The 19,541-nt window shown below is 25.6% G+C and carries 11 protein-coding genes; all 11 read right to left on the minus strand.

Going from position 1 to position 19,541, the window contains the following annotated elements; genetic code table 4:
• Positions 1-49: 49 nt before the first annotated feature.
• The gene (gene mgtA, locus MENTO_RS02785; protein WP_099651343.1) at positions 50-2,710 is read right to left on the minus strand and encodes a magnesium-translocating P-type ATPase; all 2,661 of its coding nucleotides are present in this window, start codon (positions 2,708-2,710) and stop codon (positions 50-52) included.
• Between the two features lie 255 nt (positions 2,711-2,965).
• Positions 2,966-3,901, minus strand: a complete 936-nt coding sequence (locus tag MENTO_RS02790) for an ROK family protein (protein WP_099651344.1) — start codon at positions 3,899-3,901, stop codon at positions 2,966-2,968.
• Between the two features lie 17 nt (positions 3,902-3,918).
• Positions 3,919-4,272 carry a hypothetical protein gene (locus MENTO_RS02795; RefSeq protein ID WP_099651345.1) on the minus strand — a complete coding sequence of 118 codons (354 nt, stop codon included), beginning with the start codon at positions 4,270-4,272 and terminating at the stop codon, positions 3,919-3,921.
• Between the two features lie 5 nt (positions 4,273-4,277).
• Positions 4,278-5,897: an alpha,alpha-phosphotrehalase gene (locus MENTO_RS02800; protein WP_099651346.1), complete on the minus strand. Its 1,620-nt coding sequence runs from the start codon at positions 5,895-5,897 to the stop codon at positions 4,278-4,280.
• A 34-nt stretch (positions 5,898-5,931) separates the two neighbouring features.
• Positions 5,932-7,491 (minus strand): PTS transporter subunit EIIC, encoded by a 1,560-nt coding sequence (locus MENTO_RS02805; protein ID WP_099651347.1) that lies wholly within the window; start codon positions 7,489-7,491, stop codon positions 5,932-5,934.
• A gap of 63 nt (positions 7,492-7,554) precedes the next feature.
• Positions 7,555-8,502 carry a LacI family DNA-binding transcriptional regulator gene (locus MENTO_RS02810; protein WP_099651348.1) on the minus strand — a complete coding sequence of 316 codons (948 nt, stop codon included), beginning with the start codon at positions 8,500-8,502 and terminating at the stop codon, positions 7,555-7,557.
• A gap of 81 nt (positions 8,503-8,583) precedes the next feature.
• Complete coding sequence (locus MENTO_RS02815; RefSeq protein WP_099651349.1) at positions 8,584-11,568, minus strand: BspA family leucine-rich repeat surface protein; 2,985 nt, start codon at positions 11,566-11,568, stop codon at positions 8,584-8,586.
• A 103-nt stretch (positions 11,569-11,671) separates the two neighbouring features.
• On the minus strand, positions 11,672-12,031 hold the full coding sequence (locus MENTO_RS02820; protein WP_099651350.1) for a hypothetical protein: 360 nt from the start codon (positions 12,029-12,031) through the stop codon (positions 11,672-11,674).
• A gap of 250 nt (positions 12,032-12,281) precedes the next feature.
• On the minus strand, positions 12,282-12,620 hold the full coding sequence (locus MENTO_RS02825) for a LacI family DNA-binding transcriptional regulator (protein WP_099651351.1): 339 nt from the start codon (positions 12,618-12,620) through the stop codon (positions 12,282-12,284).
• A 1,221-nt stretch (positions 12,621-13,841) separates the two neighbouring features.
• Positions 13,842-18,413: a BspA family leucine-rich repeat surface protein gene (locus MENTO_RS02830; RefSeq protein WP_099651352.1), complete on the minus strand. Its 4,572-nt coding sequence runs from the start codon at positions 18,411-18,413 to the stop codon at positions 13,842-13,844.
• A gap of 90 nt (positions 18,414-18,503) precedes the next feature.
• Positions 18,504-19,469, minus strand: a complete 966-nt coding sequence (locus tag MENTO_RS02835) for a LacI family DNA-binding transcriptional regulator (RefSeq protein WP_099651353.1) — start codon at positions 19,467-19,469, stop codon at positions 18,504-18,506.
• Between the last annotated feature and the right edge of the window lie 72 nt (positions 19,470-19,541).

Below are 19,541 nucleotides of genomic sequence, written 5' to 3' on the forward strand. Positions count from 1 at the left end.
TCACCTCTTTCATTATTAGATTATATAAAAAAATACCTATTAAAGGTATTTATAATCATTCTTTAAATTTTTTGATGTATAGTTTTTTTACTAATTGAGCTAGAAGGATGTAAGTTCCAACAAATCCTAATGCTACAAATATAAATGATCAGTGCGGTGTTGACATTTGAACCAATTGATTAATTGGTGTAAATGGAATCAATATAGCAGCTAAACAAATTACAATAGTTGCTATTAACATTGACATTGAACATTTAGACTGAATAAATGGTGTTTTTTCAGTTCTATATACTTGCATTACAGCTGTTTGAGTCATTAAACCAACAACGAATCAAGAAGCATGGAATTGCATTGCATTAGTGCTTCCTTCAGGAACACTTCCTTGGAATGGAACTAATTTATATCCAAATATTAAAACTAAGAATGTTGATATATCAAATATAGAACTTATAGGTCCATTTATAACTGCGAATCATATTATATTTTTCGTTGTAAACGGTCTTGGTTTTTGTAAAAACTCTTCATCAACATTATCAAAAACTAGAGCAAACATTACAAAGTCATATAATAAATTTTGCAATAACAGATGCAATGCTAACATTGGTTCTTCTTTTGTTAAGAACAATGCAACAATAACAGAAATAACATTACCAAAGTTTGATGCAACTGTTACTTTAATGTATTTAAGCATATTAGCTAAACTTTTACGTCCTTCAATAACAGCATTTTCAATAGCCATTAATGATTCGCTAGTTAAGATCATATCAGCTGCATCTTGAGCAATATTTGATGCTTCACTAAATGAAATAGCTACATCAGATTCTCTAAGAACAGGAGCATCATTAATTCCATCTCCCATGAAACCAACAACATGTCCTTGTGCTTGTAACGCCGCAATAATTGTTGATTTATGAATTGGTGATAATTTTACAAACACATTAGCTTCTACAACAGCTTTGTGCAATTGTCTATCATCCATAGCTTCAATTTCTGCACCAGAAAATAGTTTAGTTATTTCAAAGTCAACATTTTTACAGATTGCTCTTGTAATAATTTCATTATCACCAGTAAGAACCTTTGTTGAAATTCCTTTTGATGCTAAATTTTTAATTAATTTTTTTGAGGTTTTTTTAGGCTTATCAAAGAAAGTACCAAATCCATAAAAAATTAGTTCTTCTTCAACGTCTTCGTCATGTAAAACATTATGAGCTATACCAATTACTCGATAACCTTCAATATTTAATTCATGAGTTTTTTTCAAAATCATTTTCTTTAACTTAGCATCTAATTTTTCTATTTTTCCATTAATAGAAATTCTATTACATACTTTTAAAACTTCTTCTACAGCACCTTTTGTAAAAATTTCTTTATCTTTTTTACTAGTTAAAATTACAGATAAGATTTTTCTTTCAAAGTCAAAAGGTATTTCTCATTCTTTTGTATAGTCATCTACATCAGGTTTTTTTATTTTTGATGATAAAACAGCACTATCAATAGGATTTTGAAATCCTGATTGGAAATAACTATTTAAATATAAAACATTTTCTAAGAATTCTGATTTTTCACCATTAACTCCGGCTACTTTATCTAAACTAATTTCACCACTTGTAATAGTTCCTGTTTTATCTGTACATAAAATATCAATAGCACCTATGTTTTGTACTGAATTTAAATTTTTAACAATCATTTCACCATTTTTTTCAATTTGTTTATATCCTCTTGTTAAGTTTGAAGTTACAATAATTGGTAGCATTTCTGGTGTTATACCTACAGCAATAGCTATAGTAAACATTGCGCCTTTAACTCAATCTCCTTGTTGTAAACCTGAGATTAATAAAACAGCAGGAATTACAGCAATCATAAAGGCAATTAAATATAATGTGATTCTTTTAATTCCTTTTTCAAATGAAGAACTTTTTCTTTTTTCTTTAACTTTGTTATCAATTAATGAAAAATAAGTTTTTTGCCCAGTTGCAACAACAATTGCCAATCCACTTCCAGACATTACTTCTGTTCCCATGTAACCTATATTTTCATAACTTAAGTGAGATTCAAATTCTTTATCGTGTGAATCTTTTTTTTGTACTGGGAAACTTTCACCAGTTAAAGATGATTGGTTAACATATAGATTATTTGATCAAATAATTCTAACGTCAGCTGGAATAATATCTCCGTTCACTAAATAGATAAAATCTCCGGGAACTAACTCATCATTTTCAATAACTTCAGCTTCTTTGATCATTCTAATTGAATTAGCATTATCTACTGATTTATAGTTGTATGAAATATTTCTTATAACTTTTGATGTTTTTTTATTCTCAGTTATCATTCTTTTAATAACTAAATGAGATCTAATTTCTTGAATGAATGCCATTGTTCCACTAGCTAAAATCATAATTAGCACAATAATAGCAGCCACAAGTGAAAATGTATTTGGATCAGTAACATATTCATAAAAGTTAAATGCATCAATCGCCATTAAAATAATATTAAATGGTGAAAAAAATGATTTAGCAAATACAAGGAAAACATTAAATCTTGCTGGTTTTAATTCTTTTCCACCAAATTTTTCTCTATTTATTTCAACTTGTTCGTCGTTTAAACCAAAACTGTTTACTTCAAATTGTTTTAGTAATTTATTATTATCAGAGTCTACGTAATTGATTAATTCAATTTTTGTATTATTGTTTAATTTCTTTAGTCTTTTCATAAATTTTCCTTTTCTATGAATGCCTAAATACTAAAATTTTAACGATAAAAAATTAGTGATTTAAAAGCACTCTCAATAAAATTTAATCCATTAAATAAACTCTGGGATGGAATACTCATAAAATCACCTCTTTCATTTTCTTTTAGATTATAGCATAAAAAGTAAAATGCATAAAAAATCTTTATATTTTGAATAAGCAAAATAAAACTATTCAAATAAAAATCAACCTTTTATTTGAATAGTAAATTATTATTATTAAATATTTTCTAAAGCTCAGTAATAAGCTCCTCAAATTCCTGCGTCATTGCCAAGCTTAGCTATTTCTATAACCATGTCTTCATAAAACGATTTTAAAGTATATTTTTTCAAATTTTCAAAAATTATTTCAGATATTCTTTTGCCTAAATTTGAAGGCCCACCTCCAATGATTACTTTGTCAACATCTAAAACAGTTTGTAAATATCCAACGGCTTTTGATAATGGCATCAAACACTCTTTAAATATATTTATAATAACTGGGTCTTCATTATTGAACAATTCAACAATATCAATAATTTTAATTGTTTTAAATTCTTTTCCTAATTTTGATTCAATGTAGTTCTTGTTATCAGCTTTATTAAGTTCACGCTCTATACCTGTAGCACTACTTCTTGCTTCTAAACAACCATAAACACCGCATGAGCAAAGCAATTCTTCATCAGCGAAACATCCACCATGACCGCCTTCACTTGCGTATCCTTTTTTAGTTCCTTCTCAAATTTGTTTATTTAAAATTAAACCATGACCAACTCCAGTTCCTAGAGTGAATAGCATCATAGATTCTGGCATACCATCTTGGCCTTTTTTTCATTCACCATAAGTTGCAGCATTGGCATCATTTAAAATAAATATTTTTTCAAAATTAAATATTCTTCTTGCTTCTTTTAAAAGAGGATAGTTTCATCAATTTAAATTACCTGCAAACACAATAATTTCAGTTTTTTTATCGTATGCACCAGGTACAGAAAAAGATATTGCTTCAACATTTTCTCATTTATAACCATTTTCTTTAAAATAAATATCTATCATTTTCTTTAAATTTTCAATTATTTCAAATTTTGGTGTTTCAACAAAAAACTTACTTTTTATTTCAAAGTTTTCAATAAGTGCACATTTAGCTGAGTTTCCACCTAAATCAATATTTAGTATCATTTTATTTTCTCCTAATTTTATAATATATGTCTTGTACTTAAATAAATTTTTCTATATGTGTAAATCCCATACATGAAAGCAAAAATATTTAATGTTAATAACTCAAATATTATTAAAATAAACATTGTTCTCATTGATTTTTCATTTAAATAGCTTCCATATATATCAATCTTATATATAGCTTGTCAGCAGTACAATGAACTTACTATAGTTTGAATAAAAACTACACAAGGTAATATTCATCAAAAAGGAAACGGTTTTGCAACGCCAATATAAATACAACTAATTATAAAAAGTAAAGTTGAAACAATGAAAACTGCAATACTTGAATTAAGAGAAAATCTTGCTTTTTCACGATCATTATATCTCATTGTTTTTATTTCCTTTCGATGGCTATTACTTGATAAGGTTTTAAAGAATCAAAATTAAAATCATCATAATTATTTAAAATTATTTTTCAATTATTGCTATCTAGTTTTAATTTTATCAATTTATTTTCAGTTGTTCAGTTTGTTAATATAATTACTTCTTTATCATCTAATTTTCTACAATATGCATAATCCTGTTCTTCAAAAAAGTTTATTTTACCATTATTAAATATTTCTTCTGTTAATCTCAAATTAATTACTTTTTTATAGAAATTTAAAACTGATTTGTCATCATTTAATTGGTTTTTAACATTGATTTTTTTGTAATTTTCATTAACAAATAATTCTATATTTTCTTTTTCTGAAAACCCTGCGTTTAATTCATCATCTCACTGCATTACACTTCTTGCATTATCTCTTGATTTAATTCGTAAAATATCAAGTACTTCTTCTTCTGATTTTATTTTTAATAAATCATTAGCATTTCCAATTGATTCAACATCTTTAAATTCATTAAGGTCATTAAAAGTTAAATTTGTCATACCAATTTCTTCACCTTGATAAATGAATGGAACTCCACGCATTAATGAAGTAAATGCAAAAATAGAAGTTGCACTTTCATATCAATATTTATCTACATTTCCAAATCTTGAAACAGCCCTTGGTTGATCATGATTATTCATAAATAAAGCTAAAGTAGAATTTTTTAATTGATAATATTCTTGTCATTCTTTTTGTAATTTTCAAAACAAGTTTAAATCAGGCTTTACATTTGTTCATTTATCATTATTTTCATAATCAACTTTTAGATGTAAGAATGTAAAAACTGAATCAAGTTCTTTATTTCCTGCCTTAGCATATTTAGCTGATTTTTCTTTAGTAGTTGATGAAACTTCACCAACTGTAAATATTTCATTATCAGTTCCAAAAACTTCATTATGCATCAAGTTAAAGTACTCTTCAACTTTTGCTCCATCTGTATAGAATCTTCTACCATCCCCAATTTTATCATTTTCAAATAATGTTGGTTTGCTATAAAGATTACAAACATCAAGTCTGAAACCGCTAATACCTTTATCTTTTCAAAACTTCAATATATTAATTAGTTCATTTCTAACTTCTGGATTTTCTCAATTTAAATCTGGTTGTTCTTTTGTAAATAAATGTAAATAGTATTTATTTAGATTAGGTACAAATTCTCAACTTAAACCACCCATTTTACTTTTTCAATTAGTTGGTTCTTTGCCATTGACTGGATCTTTAAAAATATAATAATTCATATATTTTTCATCACCAGCCAACGCTTTTTTAAATCATTCGTGTTGGTCAGAAGTATGATTGAAAACTATATCTAAAACAATTGTTAAATTTCTTTTCTTTGCTTCAGAAATAAGAATTTCAACTTCTTCCATAGTACCAAATTCTTCATTTATTCCACAATAATCTGAAACATCATAACCACTATCTTTAAAAGGTGATTTTGTAAAGGGCGATATTCATATTCTAGTTATGCCTAAACTTTTTAAATAATCTAATTTATTTATTATACCTTTGATATTTCCTTTACCTTTTTTCTTACCATCAGAAAAAGTTAAAGGGAATATCTGATAAATTACTTCATTTCTCATTTTTTCCCTTTTTCTATTTAGTTTTATTTTAATATTATTTTAGTAATTCTGCTGCTTTTACTTCGATATTGAATTTTTCAAAATATTTAACTTTTGAAAATACCATTGTTAATCCTATTGAAACTGCCGCTGTTAATAACATTGATATCATAAATCATGTATAACCAGTTCCAATTCAAGTATTAACACCTTCAATTTTTGATTCAACTTGAACATTTAAAATTCCTAATCAAGCACCATTTCCTGAGTTTGTTGCACTAACACCTGAAATAACTGCTAATTCTAATCCTAAACCTGTTGCAATTGAAGCTGCTACAAATGGATACATATGTTTTAAGTTAATACCATACATTGCTGGTTCAGTAACTCCTAGATAAGCTGAAACAACTGATGGGATACCTACATCTTTTGCTCTTGGATCTTTTTTGTTAACTAATATTCAACCAAGAACAGCACTTCCTTGAGCAATAGCTTGAGCACATGTTCCAATAAATAAGAAGTTTCCTCCATTTTGTATTGTATCTTGTACGAACACTGCATTAAATAAGTGGTGAACCCCTGTTAATACAATTGGTGCATATGCCATACCAATTATAAATCCGAAGAAGTATTTTGCAATGTTATTTGTAAATGCTCATGAAATAGCAAAACTGATAACTGATGCAACTATAAATCCTGCAGGTCCAATTACAAACATAGCTAATGTAAATGTTGGTAAAATTGTCACTAATGGAACAACAATTTGACTTACAACTGCTGGTGATGTTCTTTTAATTCATTTATTGATATAAGCACCAACAATACCAATAGCAAACGCAGGAATAACTTGCGCTGTATATTGAATTTTTCAAGGATATTTCATGAAACCTCAGTCAAAGGCTCCATCATCCATACCTGCCATAATTTGTCAGATTCATTTAAATCCACCATCTTGTGAAGCTTCACCAGAAACATCATAAACGTTCATTAAAGGTGGAACTAATAAACATAATCCAACAACAATTCCCATAACTTGGTCAGCTTCCATTTTTCTAAAAATACTTCAGCATAAATGAACTGGTAGTCATCAGAAACAAACTTGAGCTGGAATTCATAAGAAGTCATCAAGTCCTTGTCAGAATTGACCAGATTTAACAATTATAAAACCATTAAAATCTGCTTCCAAAATATTTCTAAATCCTAAAATTATTCCACCTGCTACTAGAACAGGAATAATCGGAATAAATACTTCTCCTAAAAAGTTAAGAGATTTTAAAAATCATCCACCATTATTTTCATTTGCAATGGCTTTTGCTTTTTCTTTTGTTACCGCTTGAACACCTGAAACTGCTACAAATTCTTTGAAATATTTTTCAACTTCTGTTCCAATAATAATTTGATATTGACCAGAAGATTTAAAAGTACCTTTAACACTTGGCATTGTTTCAACTTTTGGTTTATTAATAAGATTTTCATCTTTAATAACAAGTCTTAGTCTTGTTAAACAATGTGTTGCTGATATTATATTTTCAGTTCCACCAAGATATTCAACAAGTTCTTTTGATCATGCTTTTAAATCAATCTTTATTTGTGGTAATTTTTCTTTTTTACCCATACTCTTTGCCTTTCTATTGGAAACATTTCCAACATGAATATTATAAAACAAAAAAATAAAAAACTAAATAATTTTGAAAAAATTCTCCATTTCAAACTTATTATTTAGTAATTTATTCCCTAATTGATATCCAATATAAAAATAATCTATAAAAATGTTTATATCTGCGTTAGTTAAAAATTGACTTTTACCCATTCCGCCAATATCTGTTGTAATATATTCGTCACGAATTTTTTTGCTCATTAAAAAACTAAAAACCGACATTGATATTGTATGTGTTGCAGATACTATTATGTCTGGGTTGTTTTCGCCAATTATTTTTTCAATAATTTCTTCTGCAACTTTAAAACTGTTTTGATCTAATAAGTAGTATTTAAAGTCTTTATTTTTTATTTTCTTTTCAAAAGCTTCTATTCTGTTCTTACCTGTTGTTATATCTTTTTTATTTAGACCAATAAATGCAATGTTTTTAGTTGGGTATTTTAAATTTATTATTGATGCTAATTCTTCAAACATTTTCTTATCATCAATTTTTATAGATTCAATGTCTTTAATATTTCTATTATAAACAATAATTTTTGTTGTCGAAATATTTGTAATTTCATTAATTAATTTTTCCGAAGTATTTTTTGGTAAAAGAAGTACAATCCCAAGTGGATTTCTATTTATAAGATATTTCAAATCATTAGTATATTTGTCGCTTTCAGAAGATGAAAAAAATACAAAAAAATTTATGTTTTTTTCATTCATAAAACTTTTAACACCATTTACAATTTCCATATTTGCAGTTTCATCTTTATTATAAGGCAATATTAGATAAACATCTTTACTTTGTTTTTTAATATTTGAAGCAGCAAAATTGGGGATGTAGTTTAATTCTTTTATGACTTTGTCTATTTTATTCTTTGCATTATCAGATATATTATAGTTATTAAAATATCTTGAAACAGTTCCTATTCCCACGTTTGCAGCCTTTGCTATATCATGATAAGTTATATTATTTTTGCTCATTTAGTACCTCTTTTATATTTTAACTTTATTTTATAATACTAAAAAGGCAAAATAAAAAACATTGAATATTCAATGTTTTATTTAATACTTACCTAATAAAGGTTTTTGCAGCACTCATGAAGTTGTATTGGAATCAAAGTTTTCATATGATTTTACTTTATTCACATTTCATAATCCTAAATTTTGATTAAAATTAATTGCGTTCTTGAACATATTATTCATACTATTTAAATTTGCTGTATTTCACCCACTTATATCCTGATTAAAATTCGTAGCTCCGCCAAAAGTTGCATTCATATTTGTTATTCTTGACACATTTCATCGTTTTATATTAGCATCATTAAATTTTTTTAAATTAAAAAATGCTGAATATAAAGAAGTTATTTCAATTGGCAAGTATGGTGAAATTTTTTCTAAATTTTCGGGCAATCTACCTATTACAAATGCTTCTTGGTAATAATCTATACCTATTTGATAAACTTTAATACCATCATTTTTATTTTCAAGTGAAACAGTGGGCGGATAAACTTGAATATTTCCTTTCGAGTCCTCAGCTATTGTTTCTTGTTTTAAGCCATCTCTACCCATTTCTGCCATGTAATAGCTTACTCTTTTTTCTCCGCCTGAAAGAGTATAGTAATTTTTATATTGATCTTTAATTTTTATATCAACAATACCACTGACATTATTAAAAGTAAACAACCTAAATTCAATTGCATTAAATTCTTCTTCAGTTAAATTCAAATATGCTATTGATTTAGTTAAGTCTAAAAACTTATAGTTTGAGTTAACTGTAAAAACTTTTTTTACAGCTTGATCATACAATTGATATATTCTTGTTGTATCAATATATTTCATAAAAACTATTTTATCACTTGTTACTATAAACTCGCCATTAAAATTTAAGTCATTTCATTTATAAGTTGAATCAATAAGTTCTAACTTAACTTTTATAAATTTGTCATCTTTATTCACTTTTCGAGAACTTACAACTTTAACACCTGAAGCACTAAATTTTTTATATTCTTCAATCGCCAGATTTTCTGGTGTTTCTTCTGTTAAAAAATTATTCAAAAGATTTTGTATATCACTAACAGAAACAACATTAACATTTCAGTTATGCTTTATAGAAGTTGAATTAGAATATTCTAATTTTTTATTTGATAAAGATCATTGACCACTAAACATTCAGGTATCTTCGTGAAATTCTACATCTAAATGCTGATTTTTGCTTAAGGAAAAAATAATAACAATTATTTTGCCTGGACCATATTTTTTGTCTACTGCTTGTTGCAATTCTTCTTTATTTCAAGCTTTATTCTTATGTTCATTATCATTAACTAATGAGTATAATTCTGAACTAATAATTTCAATATTCTTACTATTGTCAAATTTTGGTTTTGCTAAATTTCAGCTTTCAGTTTTTATATCAAAATCATCAACATTAATTACATTGTAAACATCTCAACTGCTTAGATTTTGATTAAAAGTATGAGCATTTTCAAACATATGATCCATCTTTGTAACTTTCTCTGTATTTCATTTACTAATATCTTTGTTAAATTGCGAAGCTTTTGCAAATGTATATGACATTAATGTTACTGATTGAGTATTTCAATTAGATATATTTCCATCAAATTTGCTTGCTTCATGGAAAGTTCCATACAAAGAAGTAACATTTGAAGTATCTCATAAACTTAAATCTTGATTAAATTCAAAACACTGATTAAACATATTTGTTAAGTTTGTTGCACCAGTTGGTAAGTAACTATTAATTTGTCTAATTTTTGATGGCATCATAGGTACTTGACCTTCAAAATTATAACCGATTTGGTAAATAGTTTCAGTATCAATTTCTCTGACTGAAGGCTCATTTTCATTAGCAAAATTTACAGCTACAAAAGTTTCTGTCTTATTGTCATAATAAATAGTACTTTGATTTTTTGAATTGTTTGTTCAACCATTCAACTTTACATCAATTTTGTTAGATAGTTTATACTTAACATTGTTTTTGGGATAAACAATTATTTTTCCTTTATTTATTGAAAATTGGATTAAATCAAATATTTCTGATGATGTATTCATTTTTATAATATATTCAATAGTTTTTTCAAGATCTTTCTGAGTTGAAGTGTTAAATGATAAATCAGATAACTTACTTAATAACGTGCTTAATTCTTTTGTATCAATTATTTTTCTGTTATCAACTTGAACTTTAATTTCAAAATATGTTGAACTAATAATATAGTTATCTTCATCAATAGTTATATTGATTTCAAAAACTGCATTTCCATCATTTTCACTCGGCTGCTTTTTATTTACTGATATTGTTTTAACTCCATTTGGTTTATGAATATTTTTTAAAGCACTAACAACTTCTGAATCACTCATGCCATCTTTTACCGAGTCTTCAAAAGTTTGTTTTAGGATATTGTAATTAATAGTTTCCTTCTCACCAATTCTTATATCAACAGTAAATGTGTTGTTTCCATCAAGTTTATAATCTTCGTCCAATTCAACACTGAACTTAACTTGTTCATTTGATCAATGATAATCATTTGTTTGAAATTCAACTGATTTAATACCTGCTATATTTATTATCTCATTTTCAATTGCAGTTTGAGCCGCTTCCAAAGTTACATAATCGCCTTTAACCTTATTAGCTGCAGCTTGAATTTCACTTGCAGCTAAAACTTTATACATTTTTCAATTATGAATTAAAGTTATTTCACCTATATAAGAACTTTTATCATTCGACATTCCATTTCCAATAAATTTTCAGTTCTGGTTATAAACACCATCAGTTATTTTTTTCACTTCAGTTTCTGTTTCTTCAACAGTTATTTGTTCTTCACCATATTTTTGATTAATTTCATCTTGCAAATCTTTTACTGCTCATTTTTCTTCTACTTTTGATTTCAATAAATTTTGTAAATTTTTTTGAAGTGTTTTGACATGAACTTTTTCTAACTTACCTTTTACCAAATTTGAATTACATGATACAGCTAAAATAACACCATTTATTGTCAAAGTGGTTGCTGCTAAAAAACTTATTAATTTATTCATAAAAACACCCCCTGCGTTTCTTTGTATTAAATATATGTTACCAAAAAAACAAAATAAAACATAAAAAATGAAACGTTTCATTTTTTTATGTTTTATTTAAACTTTATTTTATCAAATTGTTCTTCAGTTGTTTCATCACCAAAAAAGATTTAACTATTTGCCTTCCAACTTTAAAATAATCAATAGTTATTTTTATATCTGCATCTACCATTTTTTGAGAGAAATCATCTTTTCCTATATCAGATATTATAAACTTGTCTCTTAAATTGCTTCTGTATAAAAATTCATATAAAGAAACACTTAGAACATGAGTTTCACACGCAACTATATTCGCTGGGCAATATTCTGCTGTTTTTTCCATTCACTGAGTTATTAATGAGAAGTCATTTTTCTCTAAATAGTGAAAAGTGACAGAACTTTTTTTAATTCCATTTATGAAATTATTGTGAACCTCTTGAAACATTTTTTGATTTAATGTATCAGCATTTTTAATGCCTAAAAATGCAATATTATTATTTGGTAATTTCTGATCAATTTTTTCTGCTAAATTTTTAAAAATTTATGGAAAATTTATGGAAAAATGTTTTACTCCTTAGATTTTATAATTGTAGGTTATTTATCTCTGAACTCTTTATTTCTTTAAGAACTTTAATTAAAGAAGTATTTACTTTTTTAGACATAAAAAGAAATTATTCCCAACGGATTTCTTTGAGTTATGTATTTAATATCTTTTTCATAAATTTCGGGATTTGGTGATGACATAAACTGAAAAAAATATTTCTTAAATTTAATTCAAATTTAATACCATTAATTAGAGGCATATTTATTGCTTCATTTTCTGATGAAGGAGTTACAACATAAATATCAGAGTTTTTCTTTCTTAAGGTTGATGCAGCAAAATTAGGAACATAATTTATTTCCTTTAAAACATTATCAATTTTAATTCTTGTTTTATCAGAAATTTTTTCACCATTAAAATATCTTGAAACAGTACCAATAGCTACATTTGCCATTTTAGAGATGTCATGATAGGTTATATTATGTTTGCTCATTTACTACCTCTCTTATATTTTAACTTTATTTTATAATCTAAAAAGACAAAATAAAAACATTTAAATATTTAATTATAATATAAAATAAAAAGTGAAGTTTTTCTAGCATCACCTATAACTTTTTTAAATTTTCTTTATTAATTAATTTTTTAGCTTTTCATTTTATGTTTATAGTTTTATTTTCCAATATAACTACAAAACCTTTTTGAGAACTCATTCAACAATTCTACTTTTTTTCAAATGTTACAACGTTTACCACGAAGTCAATTTTAAAGTAAGAGAAATCTTTATATTTGTTGATTTATTTTTGATGATATAAAGTATTGTTAACTTTTCTATTAAATTGGGCATCTTTTTCTTTATAAAATAACAGTAGCTTTATTTCTTTTTGTTTGTATGTAGATAATTGTTTTATATTAATACAAAAAGAAAGCAAAATAATATATGTTTAACTATTCAAAAAATAAGGTGATTGAGTATGTTTAATAACAGTAAGGGGGGTATTTATGACAGCAGGAAAAAAGTTATTTTTTTATTTCTAAATGGATTACACATAAATTATAAAACTCTTGGAAATTACAAGATAATATGAGACTTGATAACACTTACTTGTAAAAAGTAGCACAAAGTAGAAATTAAATATGCTAAAGTTAAATACAATTGTTCGATTGATGGGAATTAAATTCTTGAACTTAGATAGTATTGTAGCTAAAGTTTTTTCATAATACCTGGAACAGGAACACATAATCACGTTTATTTATCAGTTGCAATTAGTTATAAAAAATATGAAAAAATGAGTCAAATTAGTTCATAATACTTTAGATAAACTGAAACATGAATTTATTTTACATTATTATAATGTTTTTCATTTTTTTCATACTAAGTTACTAAAAAAGTAAAAGAAATGAATTTACAAATATTTATTAGTAGAATTGAAAGCTCATTAAATAATAAAAAAGTTGAGTATTTTTTAGTTGTTTAAAAACTTAGTATTTTAATAGAATAAATACTTAAAAATAAGGTTAAAAAATTATGAACAGATACAAATATATAAGTTTTTACAAAAACCATAAAATACATAAATCTTTAAATTAATTAACGCAAGCCTTGCTAGCGTTAATTAATTATTTAAACTATAGATTTAATTTTTTCCAGAGGTTTATTCTGTAAGAATATCTTCTCAAAAGCAATGAGTTCCAAATTTAACTCATAATTGAAAATTTAATGATTTCTACCATGAATACCTAAGATAGGCTTTGGCAATACTCATTTTGGAGTGTTATAATCAAAATTTTCGTAAGATTTTACTTTAGACACTTTTCAATACCCTAGATTCTGATTAAAATTAATTGCGTCTCTGAACATATTATTCATACTATTTACATTAGATGTATTTCAAACACTTATGTCCTGGTTAAAATTTGTAGCTCCACCAAAGGTAGCATTCATATTTGTTACTCTTGATACATCTCATTGTTTTATATTAGGATCATTAAAGTTTTTAAGATTGAAAAATGCTGAATATAAAGAAGTTATTTCAGATGGCAAGTACGGAGAAATTTTTTCTAAATTTTCAGGCAGTCTACCTATTGTAAATGCTCCATTATAATGATCTATTCCTATTTGATAAACTTTTAGACCATCTTTATTATTATTATTATTTTCAATAAAAATAGTAGGTTCATAAACACGAATGTTTCCCTTTGAGTCTTCAGCAATTATGTCCTGTTTTAGTCCATTCTCGCCTATTTCTGCATTGTAATAACTTACTCTTTTTTCCCCACCTGAAAGAGTATAGTAATTTTTGTACTCATCTTTAATTTTTATATCAACAATACCGACAACATTATTAATTGTAAATAACTTGAAATCAATTACATTAAATTCTTCTTCAGTTAAATTTAAATATGCGATTGATTTAGTTAAATCTAAAAATTTATAGTTTGAATTAACTGTGAAAGCTTTTGCTACAACTTGATCATATAGTTCATATAGTCTTGTTGTATTAATATATTGCATGAAAATTATTTTATCGCTTCTTACTTCAAATTCACCATTAAATCCTGAATCATTTCATTTATAAGACGAATCTACAAGTTCTAACTTAACTTTAATGAATTTGTCATCTTTATTTACTTTTTGAGAACTTACAACTTTAACACCAGAAGCAGTAAATTTTTTATATTTCTCAATTGCATCTTTTTCATAAGTTTTTTCAGTCAAGAAATTGTTTAAAAGTTCTTGTATTTCGTCAACAGAAACAACATTCATAATTCAATTGTGTTTTATAGATGTTGAACCTGAGTATTCCAACTCTTTATTTGTTAAAGATCATTGACCAGTAAACGTTCAAATATCTTCATGAGATTCTATTGATGAATACTGATTTTTGCTTGAAGAAACGATTATTTTGTCTACACCATATTTATCGTTAACAGCTTTTTGTAAATCATTTTGAGTTCAAGATTTATTTTTATGTTCAGCATTATTTACTAACGATGATAAATCAGAAATAATTGTTTCAATATTTTTACTATTATCGAATTTTGGTTTTGGTAATTTTCAATTATCAGTATTTAAATCAAAATTATCAATATTGGTTACTTTGTAAACATTTCAGCTGCTTAAATCTTGATTAAATAGATTAGCGTTTTCAAACATATGATCCATTATTGTAACTTGCTTTGTGTTTCAATTACTAATGTTTTGATCAAATTGCAATGCATTTGCAAATGTGTATGACATAGATAGTACTGCTTGAGTATTTCAACCAGATATATTTCCGTTAAATTTACTTGCCGCACAGAATGTTCCATATAAAGAAGTAACATTTGAAGTATCTCATGAATTTAAATCTTGATTAAATTCTGAACATTGATTAAACATATTTGTTAAATCTGTTGCACCACTTGGTAAATAATTATTAATCTGTTTAATTTTTAATGGCATGATAGGTACTTGACCTTTTGAATTATAACCAATTTGATAAATAGTGTCAGTGTTAACATCTCTAACTGATGGCTCATTTTCAGCATCAAAATTTATCGCTACAAATGATTCGCTTCTGTCATCATAATAAATAGTACTTTGGTTCTTTGAATTATTTCTTCAACCATTAAATTTAACATCAATTTCATCAGATAGTTTATAGTTAATATTATTTCTAGGAGAAACTTTTATTTTACCTTCAGCTACTGAAAATTCAATTAAATTATACAATTCTGATGATGTATTCATTCTTATAATATATTCAATAGTTTTTTCAAGATCAGTTTCACTAGAAGTATTAAACGATAAATTAGACAATTTATTTAATAATACGCTTAATTCTTTAGTATCAATTATTTCTCTATTATCAACTTGAACTTTAATTTCAAAATGAGTTGAAGTAATAATATAGTTAGCTTCATCAATAGTTATATCAATTTCAAAAACTACACTTTCAACAATTCCCTTTGTTAGTTTTCTTTTTGCTAATATTGTTTCAACACCGTGTGGTTTTTGAATTGATTGTAAAGCACCAATAACTTCTTTATCTGTCATACCAGAGCTTATTGAATTTTCAAAAGTTTGCTTTAAATCATTGTAATTAATTTCATCCTTAGTTCCAACTCTATTCGCAGTTACTTCAAAAACATATTTTGAAATTGTAAAGTTAGCTTCATCAATTGTAACTGTTGCTTCAAAAGTCATTGGATCAAATGATCTTGCATTACCTGAATCTTTAACTTTCGCACTAACTTTTGTAACTCCCGCAAATTTAACTGTTTCTAAATTAGTAATTGCTTGTTGTTGAGTCATATCTTTTAAAACAGCTTTATTTAATTCAGCTTGCAATTTATCAACATCAATTGTATCTTTTTCACCAAATCTAACATTCAATGTAACTTCTTTATTACCTGTTAAAGTTAAATCTTTATTTTCTGTTGAAATAGCAACTTTAACAACTTTATTATCATAAGCAAAAGTTGAAGAATCCTGAACGTCTAATGTTGCAACTAAATCCTTATGTTTTGCTTTAACAATAGCATCTATTTCAGATTGCAATGCATTTTGATCAGAAAAATCTTTACCATCAAGAGCTTGAATTGCTTTAATTGTTTCAACTAAATCAAAAATATCATTCTCACCAGTTCTTATATCAACTGTAAATGAATTATTTCCTTCAAGAGAATAATTTTCTTTTAATTCAATTGTAAATTTAACTTGACCACCTGTTCAAGCATAATTACTATTTTCAAAATTAACTGATTCAACACCAGTCACACCTAAAACTGCATTTTCAATAGCTTTATGCGCTGCTTCCAATGTTTCATAATCACCTTTTACAGTATCTGTAGCAGTTTGAATATCACTAGCTAAAACTTTGTAGCTATTTCATATATGATCTATTTCGATATTTTCTGTGTATGAATAATCGTTAGACGCATCAGCGTTACCTTTAAAATTAATTCTTTGTTTATTTTGAATGGTTGACGCCTTAAAATTAGTATCTTGATTTTTGATTTCTTCAACTGTTATTTCACCATTACCATATTGAATATCAATTTTATTTTGTAAATCTGAAATTGTTCATGGTTTGTCATCATATGATTTATCATTCAATATAGTTCCTAATTCTGAACTAATATTTTTAATTGATTCAGTTATTTTAAATTTATGTTCTAATTTAGTACTATTTTTATATTTAAAATTGTTGTCAAATTTTCCGTTACCTTTAAATTCAAATTCTTCAGTTTGGGGACCTAAATTATTTGATTTTAAATTCTGTGATGGTGAAACAGTTATTTCACCATTACCATATTGAGTATCAATTTTATTTTGTAATTGAACAAGTTCTCATTTTGAATCTTTTCTTTCATTTAAAATTGTTGTTAACTCTTGATCTAATTGACTTATTTCAATTCTTGAATCTCAATTTAATTTAATTTTAAAATTATTTTCACCATCAAGAATATAATTTTGATTTTTTAAAATTAAAGAAAAACTGAATTCTGTTGTTGCAAATGCTCTTGTTTGATTTTTTTCTTTAAATTCAACATCTTCAATACCTGATGAAACAGTTTTAACAGAATTTATAATCGCATTTTTCGCAGCTAATTCTGTTTCATAATAATCGCTACTAATTTCTTCAAGTTTTTTGTTAACAATTTCTCTTTCAATAATTTCTTGTTCAACGAAAGTATGTTTAATTTGAGTTGTTCCCACATATTTAAATTCATTATCTGAATTTGCATTTCCCTTTAAATTAAATGTTTGATTAAATTTATCTCCAGCAATGTAATTTTCATCTTTATTTACTTCTGAATTTGAAACTGTTATTTCACCTTTTCCATATTGATCATCAATTTTATTTTGTAATTCATCAAGTTCTCATCTTGAATGAGGTTTCATTATTAAAATATTTTTCTCTATATAATCTTTAGTTGATGAAACTTCTATTGTTTCTTTTTCATTAGTTTCATATTTTTGTATTAATTCAATTTGACCAGTATATTTTTTTTCGCATGCTAAAAATGAAAAAGTTGCCTCTTTTAAAGAAGAAATACTTTTTGCGTTTTTTAATGAAACAGTTATTTCACCATCACCATACTTTTCATCTATTTTTTTCTGAAGTTCATTTAAATCCCAAATTTTATCATTTTTTTGATTTAAAATTTCTTGAATATCATTTTTTAATATTTGAATGTTAATTTTGTTGTTCTGATTATTTTGATTACTGCAAGAGACTCCTGCTATTACCACATTTGCAGTTAATGTAACTGCTGCTAAAAAACTCATTATTTTCTTCATAAAAACACCCTCATTGTCTTACCTAAAATATATGATAACAAAAATAAAAAAAGAACTATTAAAAATGAAAATATTTCAATTTTTAATAGTTTATTTAAAAATAATATCGTATACTTGATCGTTTGATGTTGTTTCACCGAAAAAAGATTTAACTAATTGTCTTCCAACTTTAAAATAATCAATTGTTACTTTAATATCTGCATCAATCATTTTTTGAGAAAAATCATTTTTTCCAATGTCTGATATTATAAACTTATTTCTTATATTGTTTCTATATAAAAATTCATATAAAGATACACTTAAAACATGAGTTTCACAAACAACTATATTTGCTGGGCAGTACTCTGCTGTTTTTTCCATTCACTCATTTATTGATGAAAAATCATTTTTTTCTAAGTAATGAAATGTTACAGGACTTTTTTTAATTCCGTTTATAAAATTATCATGAACTTCTTGAAACATTTTTTGATTTAAAGTATCTGCATTTTTAATTCCTAAAAATGCAACATTATTGTTTGGAAATTTTTCATCAATTTTTTTTGCTAAAATTTTAAAAATTTCTGGAAATTTTATACAATGGTGCTTCATCCCTTCGATTTCATAGTTGTACGTTATTATTTCTGATACCTTAACTTCTTTCAAAGTTTTAATTAAAGAATTATTTATTTTTTTAGGCATAAAACAAATTATTCCTAGTGGATTTCTTTGATTTATATATTTAATATCCTTTTCATAAGTTTCAGGATTTGGAGATGACATAAATTGAAAAAAATTAATATTTCTTAAATTCAATTCAAATTTAATACCATTAATTAAAGGCATATTTATTGTTTCATTTTCTGATGTAGGAGTTACAACATAAACATCAGAACTTCTCTTTCTTAATGTTGATGCTGCAAAATTTGGAACATAATCTATTTCTTTTAAAACGTTATCAATTTTAACTTTTGTTTTATCAGATATTTTTTCACCATTAAAATATCTTGAAACAGTACCAATAGCTACATTAGCCATTCTAGAAATGTCATGATATGTTATATTTTTTTCTTTGCTCATTTTCTTTCCCAACCTTTTTAATATATATTATAAAGAAATAAAATGAGTTGTTTCATTTTTAATTGCAAATAT

Source organism: Mesoplasma entomophilum, from assembly GCF_002804125.1.
Classification (GTDB): domain Bacteria; phylum Bacillota_I; class Bacilli_A; order Mycoplasmatales; family Mycoplasmataceae; genus Mesoplasma; species Mesoplasma entomophilum.